We start from the raw sequence: 20,947 nt of genomic DNA, 5'->3' as shown, positions 1-20,947 counted from the left end.
CGCAAAAAATATTATTCTGCACCCCAAGACCTAGGCTTATCCCCAAAAAACCAGGAGAAATATCATGGCAAAAAATCTGAATGTGTTTGATCAAGAATACGGCCTGCTGATTAACGGTGAGTGGACCAAAGGCAGCAAAGGCGAAACCATGGTTTCATACAACCCCGCCAACGGCGGGGCGTTGGCCAAGTTTATCGATGCTGCCGATGAAGATGTGGATGCCGCCGTGGCCGCCGCACAGCAGGCATTCAAAACCTGGCGCAAAACCACCGCTGCCGAGCGCGCCGCCATTCTCAACAAAATCGCCGATGTTATCGATGAAAACGCCGAGCTGTTCGCCCTGCAGGAAACGCTGGACAACGGCAAACCCATACGCGAAACGCGTGCCGCCGATATTCCGCTGGCTGCCGACCACTTCCGTTATTTTGCCGGCGTGATACGCGGCGAAGAAGGCACCTGCAACCAGCTCGATGAAGAGGATTTGTCTATCGTGTTGCGCGAGCCTATCGGCGTGGTCGGTCAGATTATCCCGTGGAACTTCCCCTTCCTGATGGCCGCCTGGAAAATCGCCCCCGCGCTGGCCGCCGGCTGCACCATCGTTATCCACCCCTCTTCGAGCACTTCGCTGAGCCTGCTCTCGTTTGCCCAAAAAGTGAACCACCTGCTGCCTAAAGGCGTGCTCAACATCATCACCGGCAAAGGCTCGAAATCCGGCGAATATATGCTGCATCACAAAGGCTTCAACAAGCTGGCGTTTACCGGCTCCACCGCCGTGGGCCGCCGCATCGGCATCGCCGCCGCAGAAATGCTGATTCCCGCCACGCTCGAGTTGGGCGGCAAATCGGCCAATATCTTCTTTGACGACATGCCTTTCGACAAAGCCCTCGAAGGCGCGCAAAAAGGCATTTTGTTCAACCAGGGCCAAGTGTGCTGCGCCGGCTCGCGCATTTTCGTGCAGGAAGGCATTTACGATAAATTCGTTGCTGCCCTTGCCGAAGAATTTAAAAAAGTGAAAGTCGGCCTGCCGTGGGAAGACGACACCCAAATGGGCGCGCAAGTAAACGCCAACCAGGTGGAAACCATTCTGAACTATGTGAAAATCGGCCAGCAGGAAGGCTGCCGCATCATCACCGGCGGCAAGAAGGTGGAAGGCAGCCTGGCCAAAGGCGAGTTTGTCGAACCCACGCTGATTGCCGCCGACAGCAACGATGCGCGCGTGTCGCAAGAAGAAATCTTCGGCCCGGTGGCCACTGTGATTAAGTTTAAAACCGAAGAGGAAGTGGTGAAAATGGCCAACGAATCCGAATACGGCTTGGGCGGCGCGGTATGGAGCAAAGACATCAACCGCTGCCTGCGCGTATCGCGCGCGCTGGAAACCGGCCGCGTTTGGGTAAACTGCTACAACCGCCTGCCCGCAGGCGCACCGTTCGGCGGCTATAAAACCTCCGGCATCGGCCGAGAAACCCACAAAATGATGCTGGCCGCCTATACCCAGGTGAAAAACATCTACATCAGCACCCGCGAAGAGCGCGAGGGCATGTATTAAGGCCGTTTTCCGCATGTGAAGTATCAGCCCGCAACAAGGCCGTCTGAAACCGTTTTCAGACGGCCTGAATCGTTGGAAAATCCAAAAAGCACGGCAAGACAAACTTGGCAAAACGCTTATCTGCCGCCATTGTTTTCGCAAGCCTGCTGAGCTGCCCCGCGCACAGACGAAAAATCAAACGTTTGGTTTATCAGCAATTGTTTAACTGAGATTTTAATATTTTTTCATCCCGATTCCCTCTGCACAGCGAAGGGCGCGGGGCGTGTATTAAATTTGCTTCCCGGGCATTTGAGAAGCATCTATGTTGCAACAAGGCCGTCTGAAACCGTTTTCAGACGGCCTGAAGGCATTTTGACAAAGGCATCGGCCTTTTATCCGATATACCACCTGTTTTGGCCGAAAATTGAATATAATCACGGCTTTCCATCTCCATACGGCGGGCAGGATGTCGAAGCGCATACGCACCCATTACGACAACCTCAAGGTGGCGCAAGATGCGCCGATTGAGGTGATTCGTGCCGCCTACCGTTCGCTGTGCAAAAAATACCACCCTGACCAAAACCGCGACAATCCCGATGCCGGCCGCATCATGAGTTTGGTGAACCGCTCGTATGCCGTGCTGTCCGACCCCGGGCAGCGGCGCGCCCACGATGAGTGGATTGCCGCACACACAGAGCGCGGGCAGCCGGTTTCTTCACCGATGCCGCCAAACCGCCCCCCTAACCCCGGCCTGTTTGCCCAAGCCCTTCGTGCGCGGCGTTTGTGGCTGGGGCTGCTGGTTTTTGCCGCCTTAATCGGCGGACTGTTCCTGCTGGCCGGCCGGCAGCGCGAAGCCGCCGCCGATATGCCCGTTGTACGCGCCGACACCGCTCCGGCCGGTTATCCCGAATTTGCGCAATATATGGCCGGCTACCCCGTGTTGGCCGAAACGGGCAACGGCATGGTGAAAATCGACAACCGCGCCAACCGCTCTGCGGTGTTGGTGCAGGTTTATCACGAACGCGGCAACAGTGCCGTCCGCACTATCTATATCCCCCCGCGAGCAGACTTTACCGCATTCAAACTGCCCCCGGGCAGCTACCGCGTCCGCTACCGCCCGCCGGAGGGCGGCAGTTGGAAAAATGCCGCTTTCACGCTTTCAGACGGCCAAAACCAAGCGGCGGCGGTGCGGCTGGAAAACAGCCGTGCCGATGTGCCGTGAGGCCGTCTGAAAGCCGCTCGGGTGCAATGGGTGCAATGATGGATTAGAAAGCTCCCGTGATTTCAGATTTATGCAGTGATTGCAGGATCTTTCAGACAGCGTGAACCGCTGCGGCGTTGCCGGGTTTGGGATTGAAAAAAACGGTTTGCCGGCCGTCTGAAAGGCGGCCGGGCAATATGGTCGGTTGGCGTTGGGAGGTCGGGCGTTTGCTTTGAAATAATTTTTTAATGTTGAAACCGCAGCATGAATGCCGATCATAAAACACAGGAGCAGCAAATGAACAAGCTGAAAACCGGCATGGGCTTATGCCTGATATTCAGATGGATAACGGTGGCGGGTGCGGAAATTCCGGCGCAAAAACCGATGGGAAAAAATGATGGTAAAAGCATCAGCGTCAGGCAGAAAAACGAAGCGGCAACAATAGCCGAAAAATTTATCAATGATTATAAAAGGCCGTATCCATGAAAAGCACCGGCTGTCTTTACCTGTTACGGAAAATTTCCGCAAAACTTATCAGGGAAGAAGCAGGGCGTTGGAATTGTCAGAACAAGCTCTTGAAAACAAAAAACTTTCCAAATCGGAAAGAAAGCTTTTGAATCAATACAGAGGCATTGAATATAGGGAAGAAGCAGGGCGTTGGAATTGTCAGAACAAGCTCTTGAAAACAAAAAACTTTCCAAATCGGAAAGAAAGCTTTTGAATCAATACAGAGGCATTGAATATGATGCGTTACTGGGCGCGGCATTATTGGATGTTTCTCCCGAACATTTTGATTTCAAAGTAAAAAACCGGAATGGGAAAACCGGAATCATGGTGTTGCGGGATAATGTAAAACCTGAATTTGCCGTGCACGCAGACGGCAAACCCGTCAATATCGAAGTGAAACTGAGATTAATCAAATCAAAGGGAAAATGGCTGATAGACGGAGTCGGAAACGAAATATGAAAAAACGGCTTTAAAATATGGGGCATCGGCCTGCTTTGCCGAACCATAGCCGTTTGCAGCAACTATGGGGCAGGGCGGCCGCCTTGCTTTTGTTTGATTTAATCCGCAATCATCCCCAAGCGGCAATATGCTGTTTCTGCTGCTTGGGGAGGTTTTTTCAGACGGCCTCTTTTCAGATTCGGCTGTTTTTGTCTTTAGAGGCTTCTTCTTCGCCGCTGCTTTGGCGCAGTTCTTCATACACCGCCTGTTGCGCCAACACCGAGCCTTCGGGAGCCTGGGTGGTTTCGCCGCGTTCCCACGGGGCATTGGCAGGTATTTCTTCGATGTGGATGGTTCTCAGCGAATAATCGGGTTGGTAGTGCAGATCGTATTTTGCGGCTTTAATCACGGCCAGCATCTGCATACTCATGATCACCAGCAAGGGTGCGCCGGCAAAGATAGAGGCCGTCTGAAGGGTGGCAAGGTCGCCGATAAACATCAGTGCGGCAGGCAGTATGCACAGGGTAAATGCCCAAAACAGACGATTCCAGCGGTGCGGTTCGCCGTCCACTTCGTTTTGCACCACTGAGGCGAGAATGTAGGAAATGCTGTCGAAAGTGGTGGCGGTAAAGAGCACGGCCAACACGATAAACACGCCGATTACAAATTTGGCCATGGGCAGGGTGTTCAACACGGCAAAGATGGCGGCGGTGGCGCCTTTGTCGTTCAACACCGACACCACATCAAGCGCGCCGGTTAGTTGCAGATACATGCCGTAGTTGCCCAAAATAATGAAAAACACCGCACAGCCGAGCGAGCCGTAAAACATCGAGCCTACGGTCATCTGGCGGATGGTGCGGCCTTTGGAGATTTTGGCGATAAACAGGCCGATGGTGGGGGCAAACACCAGCCACCACGCCCAGTAGAAAATCGTCCAGTCTTTGGGAAAGCCGGTATTTTTGAAACCCTGTTGCTCAAAACCGGCAAACGATTCCGTCCAAGTCATCATGGCTGCCATTTGGGTAAGCGAACGGCCGAGGCTTTCCAGCCCCACATTTAAAATAAATACTGTAGGCCCCACACACAGCACAAACACCAAAAAGGCAATGGCGAGATAAAAATTGATGTTGGAGAGCTTTTGAATGCCGCCGCGCAAGCCCTGGTAGGCGCTATAGGCAAAGATAGAAGTGGTGATCAGCAGCACCACCAGCTGGGTGCCCAGGCTGTTGGCGATGCCGAACAGCTCATAGAGCCCTTCGCCTATCATCGGCGAGGCCAGCCCCAGCGAAGTGGCGCCGCCGCCTATCATGCCGAACACGAAAAACACGTCTATCAGCTTGCCCCAGTTGCTTTTGGTAAAGCGTTCGCCCAAGAGCGGCATCAGGCTTTGGCTCACTTTCAACACGGGCGAATTGCGCACATGGGCGAAATAGGCGATGGCCACCGAAGGCACCAGATAAATCGCCCAAGCCACAGGCCCCCAGTGAAACAGGCCGTAGGTGCTGGCCCAGCGCACGGCATCGGGCGAGCCCGGCTCCAGCCCGAACGGCGGCCCTTGCCAGTAATACACCCATTCCACGATGCCCCAATACATCACGCCCGAGCCGATGCCGCCGCAAAACATCATCGCCGCCCAAGAGCCGGTTTTAAACTCCACCTCGTCTTCGGGCTTGCCCAGTTTGATGTTGCCGATGTCGGAAAACGAAATATAAACTACAAAAATAAACGCCAGCACGCCGAAGGCCAAATAGCCCACACCGAGCTTGCCGGTAACGAAAGATTTGGTAACCGCCACCCAGTCGGCACCCTGCTGCGGAAACACCACCAGCGGCACGGTAATGGCAAACAGAATCACCAACACACCGAAAAACGTGAATGTGTCGATGCGGGTGTCGGGTGTGGCTGTTGCGCCGTGCGGGCGGAAATTCTTATCGGCATCAAACATGCCCAAATGCCGGTAAGACATCTGGCGGCGTGCGGGCTTATAGCGGAACTCGATGCGCTTGGGGTCGGACGGGTTGGGATTTTGCTTGTGAACAGACAATGTTGGCTCCTTAATTTGGTTATGTCGTGAGTGCAATGTCGGTTTTCGCTGAGGGCTTCCTGGTGCAGGATATCGTTATTTTCATGCGGAAGCCGGAAAGGTAAGAATGTTTTTTATAATAAAATGAACAGTTTGTAAACAAAAATCAACGTGCCGCCATCATATTTAAACCATAGTGTTTTGAATTTAAACAAAAATAACAAATTTATTAAAAACTTGCCCGGATCTGGCAGGCCGTCTGAACCATCACCGAATCAGAATCAAAAACCCCGCAAACCATAAGGGCTTTCCCGCTTGCAGCACCGCCCGATAATTGGCTAGTATCAGCAATCTGCCGGAGCGTGCCCGCACGTTTTCGAGCTTACCGTTTTGAATCCCATGTTAAGGAGAACACCATGGCCTACACCCTGCCCGAACTCGGCTATGCCTACGATGCGCTCGAGCCGCATTTTGACGAAGCAACCATGAATATCCACCACAGCAAACACCATCAGGCTTATGTGAACAACGCCAATGCCGCGCTGGAATCGCTGCCCGAATTTGCCGCACTCAGCCCCGAAGAGCTGGTTTCACGCCTGAGCGAGCTGCCCGCCGACAAACAAACCGTGCTGCGCAACAATGCAGGCGGCCACGTAAACCACACCTTTTTCTGGAAAAACCTGAAAAAAGGCACCGAACTGAAAGGCGCGCTGAAAACAGCCATCGAGCGCGATTTCGGCTCGGTCGATGCATTCAAGGCCGAATTTGAAAAGGCCGCCGCAAGCCGTTTCGGCTCGGGCTGGGCATGGCTGGTGTCAGACGGAGGCCGCTTGAAAGTGGTGTCCACCCCCAACCAAGACACCCCGCTGATGGGCGAAGCCGTTGCCGGCTGCAAAGGTTATCCGATTATCGGTTTGGACGTGTGGGAACACGCCTACTATCTGAAATTCCAAAACCGCCGCCCCGACTACATCAAAGAATTTTGGAACGTGGTAAACTGGGACGAAGCCGCCAAACGTTTCGAATCCCAATAACCTGCCGCACCCATGCAGAAGGCCGTCTGAAAAAATATTTCAGACGGCCTTTCGACAATCCAACCCCAACTTTTGCAATAATCAAAAAACACCACGGAAATTTATCTGACGGCACGGTGGCGGCATTGCACCCTTTCAGACGGCTTTCGGACATTTTGCCTGCCGGAAAAGGCCGGTCTGCTTTCACCTGCGCTACCGCAAGGTTTTTGTTTTGCCGGCGCCGGCGGTTTGGCCTATGCCCGAAATGATGCGGCGTTACCGCGCTTTCGACATTTGCGGCTGCCCTAAAAAATCTCCAAACAGGGATTCGGGAAGTGGGGGGGCGGGCAAAAATGAAAAGTGCAAACAATGCCCGATATGCCAAGCCTCAACCGGGCTGCTTTTGCGCCCATTCGGCGGGGGTGGCGGCTGCGGCAATCGAGAGCGCGTGCAGCTCGTTGCTGGCGAGCTGTTCCGCCAGGCCGTCTTTAATCAGGCGGTGGCGGGCGAGGCGGGGTTTGCCTTCAAATGCAGAGGAAACGATGCGGGCGAAAAAATGGTGGCCGTCGCCTTCCACCTCCACATATTCGCACGGCACCACGGTTTCAATCATGGTTTTTACTTGTTCGGGGCTGAGCATGGCGGTTCCTTTGAAATTTTTGGCGGCACGGGGTGCCTGTAAAATGCGGGCATTATATAGCGGATTGGCGCATTTTCAACACAGGGCGGCAGGCCGCCGCCGCAAAAGCAGGGTGAATCTGCAACGGTTGCCGGTTTGCCGCTTCATTATTTTTCAGAGGGCCCGGGGTCTTTGAAAATCCATTCAGGCCGTCTGAAATCTTCCACTATCGCCATTTCCGCCTGCGGCACCCGGCTGTTTTTTGCAAGTTATTGAAATAAAATACTTAACGGTTTTGAGGCCGGATTCCCGCCGGCGCGGGAATGAGGGCTTGAGCATTTCAGACGGCATGAAGGGTATTTTTGCAAAGGTCTCGGCCTTATAATAAAGGCCGGAATTTTTGCAGCATGCAAAAACGCTGTAAGGATTTTACCTGCTGCCGTTTCGGCGCAGCCGGGCGTTTGGCGCGGGGGTGGGTTTAATCGATATTTTTTATTATCCGGATTCTGCTTACGCGGGCAAACGGTATTTAAGCTTTTCAGACGGCCTGAAGATGTTTTGCAAAGGCCGCCGGTCCGTTTGAAAACATCATTTGGGGGGCACCAAACAACAATGTGGGAAACATTCAACCAATATATTCAAAACGGCCCGGTGAAGGCAGAGGTGCTGGAATCGGCCGTTATGATTGTCGGCATACTGCTGCTGCGCGGCGTGGTGCTTCAGGCGCATTTCCGCAGAAACCCCTCGATGGAAATCGAAGAAAAACGCCGCTGGGTGGTAACCAGCCGCAACATTACCCTGATTATGGCGGTGTTCGGGCTGGTGATTATCTGGGCGGCGCAGATTCAAACGCTGGCGTTGTCGATGTTTGCCGTGGCCGCCGCCATCGTGCTGGCCACCAAAGAGCTGATTATGTGTTTGTCGGGCAGCCTGCTGAGGGCATCGACCAAACAATATTCGGTGGGCGACTATATCGAAGTCAACGGCCTGCGCGGGCGGGTGGTCGATATCAACCTGCTCAACACGCTGATGATGCAGATAGGTCCCAATCCGCTGGTGGGGCAGTTGAGCGGCAAAACCGTGTCGTTTCCCAACAGCCTGCTGCTGTCGTATTCGGTGCAGCGCGACAACGTGCTGGATATTTATGTGATTCACACGTTTGAAATCCCGGTGCCGATTCATTTGGATTCCGATGCCATTGTTCCCGCGCTCGAGAAGCAGCTCGAACGCCTGTGCGCGCCTTATATCAAGGCAATCGACCGGCATTTGGAGGCGGTGCAGACGCAAAAGCTGTTTATCACGCCCGCCGCCGAGCCGCGCATCACCCGCGTGCCGCGCGATGACAAGGTTTACAATATTGTGGTGCGCTTTGCCTCGCCGGTGCAGCGGCGGCTGGAAATACAGCAGTCGGTGTTGGACGAATTTATCCGCGTGCAATACCGCCTGCTCAATCCCGCCGGCAGCGGCGGGTCGGAATCTTCGTGAAAGCCAATAACCAAGCTGTCTGCAAAGATTATAATTATCTGTTTTGAAAGTGTTTCTGTGGTTTTTAGAGAGCGGGAACCACGGCCGTCCGAATGTTTCAGACGGCCTATAGCGAATCCGCTCCAGCTCCGCCGCAAGGCGCAGGCCGCAGCCATGCCTAACGTCAATCAAGTGGATGCGCAACAGCTTACAAAATCCGCAAGGCGTTGCTTTCCAAAGCATTCTTTCCGTGGCTTTTGAGAGGGCATCACGGTATCCGGATATTTCAGACGGCCTCACAGACTCTGCCTGGGTTTGAACCCGCTTGAGTGCTTGACAGCAGATTCGGCAAGAAAACCGCCCGCAACCAACTGCCTTCAAACGCAGTGTATTGCGGGCGGTTTTTGCAGGCAGATGCCGCTTACCAAATATCGGATTTAATGCGGCGTTTCAGGCCGGGGTGTTCGGAGAGCTTGAATTCCGGTTCTCTGCCCAGTTTCAGCTTGGCCGAATAATCTTTCAACAGCAGGAACACCAGCGGGCTGAGTGCCAGAATCGCAATCAGGTTGATTAATGCCATCGTGCCCATTGTCAGGTCGGCCATATCCCACACCAGCGGCACGCTGTTTACCGCGCCGAAATACACCATGCCCAACACCGCCATACGGAATACCGCCATCAGCAGCCAATGGTTGTTGAGATATTGGATATTCGACTCGGCATAGGCGTAGTTGCCGATAATGGTTGAAAACGCAAACAGAAACAGCACAACCGCCAGAAAATCCGCACCCCATGCGCCAACGTGGTAAACCAGCGCGGCCTGGGTGAGCTGCACGCCGGTGAGCGTGGAGCCGGCGGTATGCACATCGGAGAGCAGCAGGATAAACGCCGTGCACGAACACACGATTAATGTGTCGATAAACACGCCCAGCATCTGAATCATACCCTGCGACACCGGGTGTTTCACATCAGCCGCCGCCGCCGCATTCGGGGCGGAACCCTGGCCGGCCTCGTTGGAATACAGGCCGCGTTTGATGCCGTTCATCATGGCCGCAGAAATCATCGAGCCGAGCAGGCCGCCGCCGGCCGCTTTGAAATCAAACGCGGTGCTGAAAATCAGGCCGAACACGCGCGGCACTTCGCTGATATTCACCGCCATGATATAAAGCGCCATCAACAGATAAAGCACTGCCATAATGGGCACCACTGCCTCGGCAACATGCGCTACGCGGCGGATGCCGCCGAAAATAATCGGCGCGGTCAGAATCACCAGCCCCACACCCACGGCGTGTTTGTTCCAACCCCAGGCCACTTCGGCTGCCGCCACAATAGAATTGGCCTGAACCGCTTCATAAACCAAACCGAAACAGAAAATCAGGCTCAAGGCAAACAAAACGCCCAGCCACTTCTGCCCCATGCCCTGCGAGATGTAATATGCCGGGCCGCCGCGGAAATGGCCGCTTTTATGGTCGCGGATTTTAAACAGCTGCGCCAGCGAAGACTCGGCAAAAGCCGAGCTCATGCCGATCAGCGCGGTTACCCACATCCAAAATACCGCGCCGGGGCCGCCCAGCGAAATCGCAATCGCCACACCGGCAATATTGCCCACCCCCACGCGGCTGGCCAGGCCGGTAACAAAGGCCTGAAACGGCGTGATGCCGTCCGGCGTATCTTTTTTGCGGCCGCCCAGCATTTCCCTGATGCTGTGGCCGAACAGCCGAAACTGCACAAAACCCGTAGCCAGCGTGAAAAACAGGCCGGTGCCGACCAACAGAAAAATCAACCCTTCCCACAAAGGGCCGCTGACGGCATTGACCAAATCATGAAACGATTGAATATTCATAAAAGCTCTTCTTTCTTTTGATGTTTTCCCAAACGGCAAGAGGCCGTCTGAAAGCAAGGCGCATTCTAATATAGCCTTTGCGGAAATAGCGAAAATTTTACGCAGGATTTTGATTAATCTTTTGAAAATGAAAGCCCTATATCAACAGCCCGCAGATAAACAGCCCCGGTGCTGCCGGAAAACCGGTTAAAAAATCGAAGCTTGAACATAAACATACCGGTTTTCCGCCCGGGCATGGCATATCCCGGCAGAGGCATGGGTTGTGCAGATACTTTCAGGCCGTCTGAAAGCCGTCAATACCGCTATTCCCGCCCAAGCGGGGCTTGGTGATGAAAAAATAGTGAAGCAGGGATGAAACAAATATCCCAATGATAACACCGGGGTTCGCGACTGCGAGGGACGGCGCAGCGGGCTTGCGGAGCCGGTGCGGGCAAATAAAGTTCTTGCGGTGTTTTTGAATGTTGGGGTGTCGGATAAGGCCGGGTTGTTTGATTTTTAATACCCAATACCAAAATACCAAACAGCTTGTGTTTTTTGCTGAAACAAGGGTTTCGCAATTTGCATATGCCCAAAAACGATGCGGCCGTGCCGTGGCTTCCGGCATTCTCGGCAACCCTCAAAAATCCAAAGCCATTGTTTCAGCAAAAAACGGAAAGGGTAACAACGCCGGGGTTTGCTGCCTTTCAGGCCGTCTGAAAGCATCAAAGTGCGGAAACTGTTTTCAGACGGCCTCAATCTCAATCACGCCCATTCCGGCAGCCCGTTATCGGCCGGATTCGGCGTTTTTATAGTTGGCCGACACCCGCATATAATGTTCGGCCGAATACACCAAAAACGCCTTTTCCTCATCGGTGAGCGCGCGCACCTGCTTCACCGGCGAGCCCACATAAAGATAACCGCTCTCGAGCCGTTTGCGCGGCGCAACCAGGCTGCCTGCGCCTATCATCACATCGTCCTCAACCACCGCATCGTCAAGAATAACCGTGCCCATGCCCACCAGCACACGGTTGCCGATGGTGCAGCCGTGCAGCATGGCTTTATGGCCGATGGTAACGTCTTCGCCGACAACCAGCGGCGAGCCTGCGGGCTTGGCCGGCGTTTTGTGCGAAACGTGCAGCATACTCAAATCCTGCACATTGCTGCGCGCGCCGATGGTGATGCGGTTCACATCGCCGCGCAACACCGCAAACGGCCACACCGACACATTTTCGGCCAGCGAAACTTCGCCGATAACGGCAGCGGCCGGGTCGATATAGCAGCTTGGGTCGATTTTCGGATAATGCGCCAAATAAGGGCGGATGTTGGTCATGGTGTTCTCCTCAAGGTGGTGTGTAAAAAAGTGGTGTGCAAAAATTGGGCGGAGTGGTTCAAAATAAAAAACAAGACGGCCGGCAGTATCAATATCGCCCCTGCCATTTCGGTTACGGCACGGTTTGGTTTTGCCGTACTGTCCATACTGTCTGCGGCCGGCTGCCTTGCGCCGGAAATGAAGCGGGTTTGCCAAAATACGGAAACGGGTTGCCGCCGCTTCGGCGGCAGACAAAACCGCGCTCTTCGGGTTTGAGCGGGGCAGTGCTGTATTTTTTATGGTGAATGGCGGTAAAAGCCGTTCAGACGGCCCAAATGCTTCGGCGTATAATCAAGTGCCCGATGCATTGTAACGCCAAACAGCGTAAAAACCACCGCTGCCCTGCCCGAGATAACGGCATCAGGCCGTCTGAAACCCGCAAGACCGCCGATTTCAAGGAACCGACACATGTGGCACATCATTGCCATCGGCTATTTATTCGTTACCGTGCTGTTTGCCGCCGCCCAGCCAAGCATTGCACGCGCCCTGATTTACCTGCTGTTTTGGTCGGTAATGCCCTGTTTGTTTGCCTTTTGGACGGCGAAAACGCGGCGGCGCAACAAATCAATGAAAATGCAGGAAGATAAGGCGGAAAACGGAGCGGATTAACCCAAACAGAAACCGGACGGCAGGCCGTACAAATACAGTGCGGCAGCGCAAACCAACGCGGTATCGGGTTTCTGCCAATCCTAATCCGCAATCCGGCAACCCCCTTTTCAGACGGCCTCTGATCTTATATAATCCGCCAGTTTTCATTCATGAAAACTTTTTTATCATTTTTATCGATACAACGCCCGCACTTTACGCGAAAGGGTGCCGCTGCCGGGCCGGTTCTATGCGTGAAAGTGTATGCCTTAACCCTTTAAAGGAAAAACATGTCTCAAGTTACCATGCGCCAAATGCTCGAAGCAGGCGTTCACTTCGGCCACCAAACCCGCTACTGGAACCCGAAAATGGAGCAATACATTTTCGGCGCGCGCAATAAAATCCACATCGTCAATCTGGAAAAAACCCTGCCGCTGTTCCAAGAGGCTCAAGAAGCCGTGCGCCGCTTGGTTGCCAACAAAGGCACCGTGCTGTTTGTCGGCACCAAACGCCAAGCCCGCGAAATCGTGCGCGAAGAAGCCACCCGCGCCGATATGCCTTTTGTCGATTACCGCTGGCTGGGCGGCATGCTCACCAACTACAAAACCGTAAAACAGTCCATCAAACGCCTGGAAGAAAAAACCGCAGCTTTGGAAAAAGCTGCCGAAAGCGGTTACAGCAAAAAAGAAATCCTCGAAATGCAGCGCGATGTTGAAAAACTGGAACGCTCTTTGGGCGGCATCAAAAACATGAAGGGCCTGCCCGATGCCATTTTTGTGATCGACACCGGCTACCAGAAAGGCACGCTGGTCGAAGCCGAAAAGCTGGGCATCCCCGTGATTGCCGTGGTGGACACCAACAACAGCCCGGACGGTGTGAAATACGTGATCCCCGGCAACGATGATTCCGCCAAAGCCATCCGCTTATACTGCAGGGGCATTGCCGATGCCGTTTTGGAAGGCAAAAACCAGGCCTTGCAGGAAATGGTCGCTGCCGCCCAAGCCGCAGCCGAATAAGGCTTGTTGAAAAAGGGGCGGTATGCCCCTTTTTCCAAAACAGGCCGTCTGAAAACACCGCAAACCTTTTCAGACGGCTCTAAATAGTTCTCAAGCATCATTCCCAAGCGCGGCCTGAATATTGCCGCGCCCCAAAAATTCTAGGAGATGAAAAATGGCAGAAATTACTGCAAAAATGGTCGCCGACCTGCGCGCCGCCACCGGTTTAGGTATGATGGAATGCAAAAAAGCGCTGGTTGAAGCTGAAGGCAATATGGAAAAAGCCGAAGAAATCCTGCGCATCAAATCCGGCGCCAAAGCCGGCAAACTGGCAGGCCGCACCGCCGCCGAAGGCGTGTTGGCGTTTGCCATCGAAGGCAATACCGGCGCGCTGGTGGAAGTGAACTGCGAAACCGACTTCGTTGCCAAAGATGCCGGCTTCGTGGCTTTCGCCAATTCCGTAGCCCAAACCGCCGCCGCCAAAAAACCGGCCACCCTGGAAGAATTGGGCGCGCTGGTGGAAGAAGAGCGCAAAGCCATCATCGCCAAGCTGGGCGAAAATATGTCGGTGCGCCGTTTTGAAGTAATCGAAACCGCAAACAGCCTCACCGCCTATATCCACGGCGCGCTGGCCACCGAAGGCGTTTTGGTCGAATACAAAGGCGCGGAAGACATCGCCCGCAAAGTGGGCATGCACATCGTGGCGGCCAAACCGCAATGCGTGAGCGAAGCCGAAGTTGATGCCGAAACCGTTGAAAAAGAACGCCATATCTACACCCAACAGGCCATCGAATCCGGCAAGCCTGCCGATATTGCCGCTAAAATGGTCGAAGGCCGCATCAAAAAATTCCTGGCCGAAATTACGCTCAACGGCCAGGCATTTGTGATGAACCCCGATCAGACCGTTGCCCGGTATCTGAAAGAAAACGGCACGGAAGTTGTGCGTTTCGTGCGTTATAAAGTAGGCGACGGCATTGAGAAAAAAGAAGTCGATTACGCCGCCGAAGTGGCCGCTGCAGCCAAGGTGTAAACCGCAGCACAACAAAAAAGCACTCCGATTCATACAGAATCAGGGTGCTTTTTTTTGAAATCCGTTTTACACAACGCTTTGAAAACCAATAAGAACACACTAAAATTACTTTATTTCGGCAAATGCCGCTGCCGATATGGCGGATTCACTTTGTTTTCAGCGCAGGGAAGTAAGCCGCAGACAGTGTGGAACCGATTTTGGTGCCGCTTTGACGGCTTATCCAATCGTTTTCTTTGACCTGAGACACAGCAATGCCGCAACGGAAACAAAGTGGGTTTGCTATAAACCCAAAGGCCGTCTGAAGCCCGTTCAGACGGCCGTCCACCCAACCCGAAGAAAGCAAGGTATCCCATGACACAGCAAACCAAATACAAACGCGTTTTATTGAAACTTTCCGGCGAAGCCCTGATGGGCAAAGACGCTTTCGGCATCAACCGCGATACCATCATGCAGATTGTCGGCCAAGTGAAAGAAGTGGCCGATATGGGCGTGCAGGTGGCGGTGGTGATCGGCGGCGGCAACATCTTCAGGGGCGTGGCCACCCAGGCGCAGGGCATGGACCGCGCCACCGCCGACTATATGGGCATGATGGCCACTGTGATGAACGCGCTGGCTCTGAAAGACGCTTTCGAATCGCTCGGCCTCAAAGCCCGCGTACAATCCGCCCTCTCCATGCAGCAGATTGCCGAAACCTATGCCCGCCCCAAAGCCATCCAATATCTCGAAGAAGGCAAAGTGGTGATTTTCGCCGCCGGCACCGGCAATCCCTTCTTCACCACCGACACCGCCGCCTCGCTGCGCGGCGCGGAGATGAACTGCGACATTATGCTCAAAGCCACCAATGTCGATGGCGTGTATACCGCCGACCCGAAAAAAGACCCTTCCGCCACCCGTTACCAAACCATCACTTTCGATGAAGCCATCAGCAAAAACCTGCGCGTGATGGATGCCACCGCCTTCGCCCTCTGCCGCGAACAGAAACTGAACATCGTTGTGTTCGGCATCGCTAAAGACGGCGCCCTCAAGCGCGTGATAGCCGGCGAAGACGAAGGCACGCTGGTGCATTGCTAAACAGAGAAAAACACTTGCGCATCAAAACCGTTGCGCAGCCCCTTATCGGTTTTCAAACATTTTTGCCATACTTGGAACGCGCACGGGTATGGCAAAACAAGGTTTGATGGGTATGTTGGCCGGTTACGCTGCTTTTGCCGCTCCAATGCCGAAAAGTAGCTCCCGACAACTGCTTTGTGCCACCACCTATGCCCTTATGGCCGTGTTTTGAAAGGTAATCTGCCCGTGTGCATCAATCGAATCCGGCATGACTTGCTGCATTGTCTGATAGCGGATTGGTGCATTCCAACAGGCAGCCCGCAGAAAATATCAGGCAACGCCACAGATTATTGTTACAGGGCAGGCCGCAACCGTGCAGGTAGGGCAGAGCCGGTTCTGTTGCCGCTTGGGTGGCTTCCAAACCGTTTTTGGGTTAGGGTACGGCCGCGCCGTAACGGAGCAGGCGGTTTTACTTTTACCATAGTATGGGGCAATGCCCGGAGGAGTATGTGTTTCAATGTTTAAGGCCGTCTGAAAACCGGTGCCGCGCGGTTTCAGACGGCCTTAAATTTTTGCAGAAAGCAGATGTTATTTATCGGCAACCCGCTCGCTGCGGATAAGCGTTTGGCCTTGCCCGTCCAGCATTTCCAGTGTGTTGCCGCGCAAACGGTATGTGCTCACCTGCGGCAGCGCGCGGCTTAGGCGTTGCTCGGTTTCCATATCGGGGCAGGCTTTACGGGTGGAAGCAACGGCACTGAATTTCAGGATTTTGTTTTTCACAGTGCTTTGATAGCCGCCGAACAGCCTGTTACAGTTGGTGGCAATGCCGAATTGCAGTTTGTCGTCATTGAATGCAATCACCGTTTGGGGCGCAATTTTGTCTGCTCCTGCTGCTTCGGTTATCTGCCACGAGCCGGACAAGGGCTTGTCCAGCCCGACAGGAAGTATAATCGGCACCACGCAGGCACCAAGCAGCAAAGGGGTGAGTAACACGGCATAGATTTTCATAAAAACTCCTGTTTTAAAATATAAAGTTGCAATACGGCGGTATGGTTTGCGGCGAACCTGCTTGGTTTCTGCTGCGGTGTTTCTGCGCTTTAACCCAAAGAGAGCGTTTGGCAAACCGCCTGAAAGACAGCCGACAGAATCGGTTTGACTGCACGGCTGCGGCTTGCGGCCCGGCAGCAAAAAAGAAGCAGATTCACAATAGCAGGTTGGGATTTTTATAAAATCCGCAAAACATGCTAACCCAATAACAACCATGCAGGATATTTTCAGACGGCCTGCACAGATTTGCAAAGATTCGGCGCGGCTTGGCGGGATAAACCGCCAAAATTGATGCATCTGTGCAAAATCTGCCGGAAATTTCCCACCTGTTACCGGCAGTTGCGCTCCATTGGGCCGCCCGATGGTTAATGCGCTTCCACAAAATCTGCCAACAGTTGTGCAAACCGGTCTGCCTGCGTGAGAAACGGCGCATGGGCGGCTTTTTCGATGATGTGCAGCTCGCTTTGCGGCAGGTGGCGGTGGAGATATTCGCCCATACGGGGCGGGGTGATGGCGTCTTTGGCACCGAAAACCAGCAGGGAGGGGGCGTGGATGTGCGGCAGAAAGGGGCGGGCATCGGCATCGGCAACGGCATCGAGCGCGGCCAGCAGGGCGGTGGGCGCACCATGTTTCACGATGTCGGGCAGCACTTTTTCTAGAATTGGTTGTTGGTCTTTGGCATACACAAACTGCAACTGGAGAAACTGTTTCATATATTTGTGATAATCTTGCTCAAACAAAGCAACCATTTTCGCCAGCGCGGGGCTGCTCAAACCTTCGGGGTAGCCCGGGGCGGCATGAAAGCGGGCGAAACCGGCGGTCAGGCAGAGTGCGCGCACTTTTTCAGGGTGGCGGTGTGCGAGATACAGCGCCACCAATCCGCCGAGCGACCAGCCGGCCAAATAAGCGGGCCCATTGATTTGCCCGGCGAGGGCATCGGCTGTGCCGGCCACATCGAAACTGCCGTCAAACGGCGCACCGCCGTGGCCGGGCAGGTTGGGGGCATGGATATTCCAGCTTGCCGGCAGGCGCGGGATTAAGTCATCAAAAATATGGCGGTTGGCCGCCCAGCCGTGTATCAGATAAACGTTTTTCGGGGAATGCGTCATGAAAGTACTTTCGTGGTGGCGGAGATGCTTGGGCAACAAAGATTGCTTATTATGCCACGGCGCTGCGGTTTCAGACGGCCTGTGTGCAGGCTGTGCACAAGATTTGTCGGCACTGCGCACCGATGCCGCCGCCGTCTGCCCGCATTGCGGCCGCAGCAGCACCAACGGCGCAGTGTGCGGCCGCTGCCAACAAACGCCGCTGCCGTTTGAGCGGCTGTGGGCTTCGGTGTATTACGAAGCGCCTGCCAGCAATATGCTGTATGCCTTCAAACACCGTGCCGACAGGAGTATGTTGCGGCCGCTGTGTTACATGATGTTGAGCCATCCGCCGCCGTGGTTGGAAAGTGCAGGAGTCGATTGTGTGTTGGCCGTGCCTCTGAGCAAGCAGCGGAGACTGTTTCGTGGTTTCAATCAGAGCGACGGTTTGGCCGGGGCGGTGGGGAAAAGCTACGGTTTGCCCGTGCTGCCGCACACGGCGGTTTTCAGACGGCACCATGCGCCGCAGAGTACGTTGAAACAAAACGAGCGGCGTAAAAACGTAAAAAATGCTTTTGTGTTAAATAATCAATATGTTAAAAATCGTAAGATATTATTGGTTGACGATGTTGCCACAACCGGAGCAACGTTTGAAGAATTGGCGCGAACACTAAAACGGGCGGGCACTTCAGCGGTTTTCTGCTGGGCGCTCGCGCATACGCAATTGAAAAAATAACGAAATTTCTTTGACGCGCGCCGCCGCTTACGGCATAGTGCGCACGCTGGGGCAAACAATTACCATGTTTACCGTTGTGTTATACCAGCCCGAAATCCCTCCGAACACGGGCAATATTATCCGCCTTTGCGCCAACACCGGTGCCGATCTGCATTTGGTGAAGCCGCTCGGCTTTCCGCTGGATTCGAGCAAAATGAAACGGGCGGGGCTGGATTACCACGAATTTGCCAAACTGGCCGTGCATGAAAATTTTGAAGACTGCCTCAACGCCCTGGCAGGCCGGCGCATATTCGCGCTGACCACCAAAGGCAGCGGCCGTCCGGATAAGGCGGCGTTTCGGGCAGGAGACGTGTTTTTGTTCGGCCCTGAAACCCGCGGGCTGCCTGCGGAGATTTTGCAAGGCCTGCCGTCAGAGCGGAAACTGCGCCTGCCCATGCTGCCGGAGAGCAGAAGCATGAACCTCTCCAACACCGTTGCCGTGATGCTGTTTGAAGCGTGGCGGCAAAACGGTTATACAGGCGGTGTTTGACCATTCCACCAATATTGGATGTATGTTTGAGTTTATATTGATGAAATGGTTCGGCCGTCTGAAAGCATTTTATTCACTCAAGAACGGAAATCTGTTTTGATACCGACCAAACGAAACTTCTTTACCACCGCTTTTGCTGCCCTTGCGCTGGCTGCTGCTGCTGCGCCGGCTCAGGCCGATGCCGTTGTGAAAGCCGAAAAACTCAGCCCTTCTGCCAACCTGAGCTACAAAGTGGCCGGCAAACGCTACACCCCTCTGAAAAAAGTATCATCGTTCAGCCAAACCGGCAGCGCATCTTGGTATGGCAGCCGGTTTCACGGCAAAAAAACTTCCAGCGGCGAGCGTTACAATATGCACGCGATGACCGCCGCCCATAAAACCCTGCCGATTCCCAGCTATGCCCGCGTAACCAATCTTGCCAACGGCAAAAGCGTGGTGGTGCGCATCAACGACCGCGGCCCCTTTCATTCCGGCCGTGTGATGGATGTGTCGAAAGCCGCTGCTGCCAAGCTCGGCTTCATCAATAAAGGTACGGCCAAAGTGCGCGTGGAGCAGATTGTGCCAGGCAGCCAATCCGCTGAAGGCATGGCGCAAAACGAAGCCCGCAATATTTATGTGAACCTGAAAAGTTTCGATACCAAGGCCGAAGCGCAGCAGTATCTGAAACACACCGGCAACCATTTGAAATCGTCCGACATCGGTCAAAAAGTATCTGTGGTGAAAGAAAACGGCAGCTATGTGGTGAGAATGGGCCCGTTTAGGCAGCAGGAACACGCCGACACGGCAAAAGGGCATGTGCTGGCTGCCATTTAAACCGTTGCGCTTGTTCAGACGGCCTGCCGGTGTGCGGCCGTTTTGTTTTGGGCGGAAAGCGTGGCGAAAGGTTATAATGCAGGCCGTCTGAAAAAATAATGAAAGAGTGCCATGATCAGCAGGCTCAGCGGCAAGCTGCTTGAAAAAAATCCACCGCAAATCGTGATGGATGTAAACGGTGTGGGTTATGAAGTGGAAGTGTCGATGCAGACATTCTATCTGCTGCCGCCGCTTGGCGAAACTGTTCAGCTTTACACGCAACTGGTGGTGCGCGAAGACGCGCATCTGCTGTTCGGCTTCGCCGGCGCGGCCGAGCGCGCCGCGTTCCGACAGTTGGTGAAAGTGGGCGGCATCGGTGCCAAAACCGCACTGGGTATTTTGTCGGCCATGAGTGTTGACGAATTGGCGCAGGCGGTGGCGCAGGAAGATGTCAAACGCCTCTCGTCCGTCCCCGGCATCGGCAAAAAAACCGCCGAGCGCATGGTGTTGGAGCTGCGCGGCAAACTGGTGCCGGAAAATGCCGCTGCCGGCCTGCCGGCTCCCGTTGCCGCAGCCGATGAAACCGATGATATTGTGAGCACGCTGCTGGCGCTGGGCTATAACGAACGCGAAGCCAAAGCGGCGGTGAAAAATATTCCCGCCGGCACCGATGTAGGCGAGGGCGTGCGTTTGGCATTGAAGAATTTGTTGAAATAGTTTGAAAAATTTGGGCATAGTAAATTTCTTTCATTTGATGGTGTTTTTTGAAATTCTTGAAAAACTTTTCTTTATTCATTTAAAGTTAACAAAGAGCTTGCTGTGTCGTTTATTGTTATGCTAAATATTTTTGTAAATACAGTAAATTATATTTATTTTAATAAGGATATGCCTGTTAACCCGTTTTTCATTCATGAGCTTTACCGCAAACATTTATGTTGTTTGAGTTGATGTTTTTAAGCGTCTTGTAGCAATAACATTGACCGGTTTTTATCATCTGGGGTAATGTGAAAAACACAAGCGATGCTTGTGTTTTATTTTTATTAAAAACATATTTAAGGAGTTTATGAGAACATTGAATGATGAAAAAAGTTTCCGGTGCTGGAACAATTGCAGATTT

General features: G+C 53.7%; 21 protein-coding genes. 15 read left to right on the top strand and 6 right to left on the bottom strand.

Annotated features, from left to right (window positions below; all coding sequences use genetic code 11):
- Positions 1-64 precede the first annotated feature (64 nt).
- The 5 genes from IR141_RS02045 to IR141_RS02025 all read left to right on the top strand — a co-directional run bounded on the left by IR141_RS02045 (position 65) and on the right by IR141_RS02025 (position 3,692).
- Positions 65-1,546: an aldehyde dehydrogenase family protein gene (locus tag IR141_RS02045; RefSeq protein WP_135034025.1), complete on the top strand. Its 1,482-nt coding sequence runs from the start codon at positions 65-67 to the stop codon at positions 1,544-1,546.
- A gap of 445 nt (positions 1,547-1,991) precedes the next feature.
- A complete protein-coding gene (locus IR141_RS02040) occupies positions 1,992-2,747 on the top strand; it encodes a J domain-containing protein (protein WP_135034024.1) in 756 nt (251 codons plus the stop codon).
- 276 nt (positions 2,748-3,023) lie between these two features.
- Positions 3,024-3,212, top strand: a complete 189-nt coding sequence (locus tag IR141_RS02035; RefSeq protein ID WP_135034023.1) for a hypothetical protein — start codon at positions 3,024-3,026, stop codon at positions 3,210-3,212.
- On the top strand, positions 3,187-3,447 hold the full coding sequence (locus IR141_RS02030) for a hypothetical protein (RefSeq protein WP_135034022.1): 261 nt from the start codon (positions 3,187-3,189) through the stop codon (positions 3,445-3,447). The genes IR141_RS02035 and IR141_RS02030 overlap by 26 nt, the downstream gene beginning before the upstream one ends.
- Entirely contained in the window at positions 3,444-3,692 is a 249-nt protein-coding gene (locus tag IR141_RS02025) for a hypothetical protein (protein ID WP_135034021.1), read from the top strand. Before IR141_RS02030 ends, IR141_RS02025 begins: the two co-directional genes overlap by 4 nt.
- A 172-nt stretch (positions 3,693-3,864) precedes the next feature.
- On the opposite strand, the gene IR141_RS02020 is transcribed toward IR141_RS02025, so the two are convergent.
- Entirely contained in the window at positions 3,865-5,715 is a 1,851-nt protein-coding gene (locus IR141_RS02020; RefSeq protein ID WP_228068126.1) for a BCCT family transporter, read from the bottom strand.
- A gap of 395 nt (positions 5,716-6,110) precedes the next feature.
- Here IR141_RS02020 and sodA point away from each other — a divergent pair, with 395 nt between their 5' ends.
- Entirely contained in the window at positions 6,111-6,728 is a 618-nt protein-coding gene (gene sodA, locus IR141_RS02015) for a superoxide dismutase [Mn] (RefSeq protein WP_135034020.1), read from the top strand.
- 367 nt (positions 6,729-7,095) lie between these two features.
- Here the strand turns inward: sodA and IR141_RS02010 are convergent, their stop codons facing one another.
- The gene (locus IR141_RS02010) at positions 7,096-7,347 is read right to left on the bottom strand and encodes a BolA family protein (protein WP_135034019.1); all 252 of its coding nucleotides are present in this window, start codon (positions 7,345-7,347) and stop codon (positions 7,096-7,098) included.
- A 591-nt stretch (positions 7,348-7,938) separates the two neighbouring features.
- On the opposite strand from IR141_RS02010, the gene IR141_RS02005 reads away from it, so the two are divergent.
- Positions 7,939-8,811, top strand: a complete 873-nt coding sequence (locus IR141_RS02005; RefSeq protein ID WP_135034018.1) for a mechanosensitive ion channel family protein — start codon at positions 7,939-7,941, stop codon at positions 8,809-8,811.
- 400 nt (positions 8,812-9,211) lie between these two features.
- Here IR141_RS02005 and IR141_RS02000 read toward each other — a convergent pair whose 3' ends face one another.
- Together IR141_RS02000 and IR141_RS01995 are read right to left on the bottom strand one after the other, a co-directional pair.
- Positions 9,212-10,633 (bottom strand): sodium:alanine symporter family protein, encoded by a 1,422-nt coding sequence (locus IR141_RS02000; RefSeq protein WP_135034017.1) that lies wholly within the window; start codon positions 10,631-10,633, stop codon positions 9,212-9,214.
- 763 nt (positions 10,634-11,396) lie between these two features.
- Positions 11,397-11,942: a gamma carbonic anhydrase family protein gene (locus IR141_RS01995; protein ID WP_135034016.1), complete on the bottom strand. Its 546-nt coding sequence runs from the start codon at positions 11,940-11,942 to the stop codon at positions 11,397-11,399.
- A gap of 447 nt (positions 11,943-12,389) precedes the next feature.
- Between IR141_RS01995 and IR141_RS01990 the strand changes: the two genes are divergently transcribed.
- The 4 genes from IR141_RS01990 to pyrH all read left to right on the top strand — a co-directional run bounded on the left by IR141_RS01990 (position 12,390) and on the right by pyrH (position 15,662).
- Positions 12,390-12,590, top strand: a complete 201-nt coding sequence (locus IR141_RS01990; RefSeq protein ID WP_135034015.1) for a hypothetical protein — start codon at positions 12,390-12,392, stop codon at positions 12,588-12,590.
- A 266-nt stretch (positions 12,591-12,856) separates the two neighbouring features.
- Positions 12,857-13,582 (top strand): 30S ribosomal protein S2, encoded by a 726-nt coding sequence (gene rpsB, locus IR141_RS01985; protein WP_135034014.1) that lies wholly within the window; start codon positions 12,857-12,859, stop codon positions 13,580-13,582.
- A 154-nt stretch (positions 13,583-13,736) separates the two neighbouring features.
- Positions 13,737-14,591 (top strand): translation elongation factor Ts, encoded by an 855-nt coding sequence (gene tsf / locus IR141_RS01980; protein ID WP_135034013.1) that lies wholly within the window; start codon positions 13,737-13,739, stop codon positions 14,589-14,591.
- Between the two features lie 351 nt (positions 14,592-14,942).
- On the top strand, positions 14,943-15,662 hold the full coding sequence (pyrH, locus tag IR141_RS01975; protein WP_135034012.1) for a UMP kinase: 720 nt from the start codon (positions 14,943-14,945) through the stop codon (positions 15,660-15,662).
- 567 nt (positions 15,663-16,229) lie between these two features.
- On the opposite strand, the gene IR141_RS01970 is transcribed toward pyrH, so the two are convergent.
- Both IR141_RS01970 and bioH read right to left on the bottom strand, forming a co-directional pair.
- Positions 16,230-16,649, bottom strand: a complete 420-nt coding sequence (locus IR141_RS01970) for an META domain-containing protein (protein ID WP_135034011.1) — start codon at positions 16,647-16,649, stop codon at positions 16,230-16,232.
- Between the two features lie 404 nt (positions 16,650-17,053).
- Positions 17,054-17,797 carry a pimeloyl-ACP methyl ester esterase BioH gene (gene bioH, locus IR141_RS01965; protein ID WP_135034010.1) on the bottom strand — a complete coding sequence of 248 codons (744 nt, stop codon included), beginning with the start codon at positions 17,795-17,797 and terminating at the stop codon, positions 17,054-17,056.
- Here bioH and IR141_RS01960 point away from each other — a divergent pair.
- The 4 genes from IR141_RS01960 to ruvA all read left to right on the top strand — a co-directional run bounded on the left by IR141_RS01960 (position 17,796) and on the right by ruvA (position 20,547).
- Complete coding sequence (locus IR141_RS01960; protein ID WP_135034009.1) at positions 17,796-18,509, top strand: ComF family protein; 714 nt, start codon at positions 17,796-17,798, stop codon at positions 18,507-18,509. The genes bioH and IR141_RS01960 overlap by 2 nt on opposite strands.
- 64 nt (positions 18,510-18,573) lie before the next feature.
- Positions 18,574-19,038, top strand: a complete 465-nt coding sequence (trmL, locus tag IR141_RS01955; protein ID WP_135034042.1) for a tRNA (uridine(34)/cytosine(34)/5-carboxymethylaminomethyluridine(34)-2'-O)-methyltransferase TrmL — start codon at positions 18,574-18,576, stop codon at positions 19,036-19,038.
- Between the two features lie 147 nt (positions 19,039-19,185).
- Positions 19,186-19,851, top strand: coding sequence for a septal ring lytic transglycosylase RlpA family protein (locus tag IR141_RS01950; RefSeq protein ID WP_368665546.1), 666 nt, complete (start codon positions 19,186-19,188; stop codon positions 19,849-19,851).
- Positions 19,852-19,962: 111 nt separating this feature from the next.
- On the top strand, positions 19,963-20,547 hold the full coding sequence (ruvA, locus tag IR141_RS01945) for a Holliday junction branch migration protein RuvA (protein WP_135034007.1): 585 nt from the start codon (positions 19,963-19,965) through the stop codon (positions 20,545-20,547).
- Positions 20,548-20,947 lie beyond the last annotated feature (400 nt).

This window comes from Neisseria sp. 19428wB4_WF04, assembly GCF_015235335.1.
Classification (GTDB): domain Bacteria; phylum Pseudomonadota; class Gammaproteobacteria; order Burkholderiales; family Neisseriaceae; genus Neisseria; species Neisseria musculi.
Note: the sequence above shows the minus strand (reverse complement) of the source record. Positions and strands in the feature narration are given on the sequence as shown.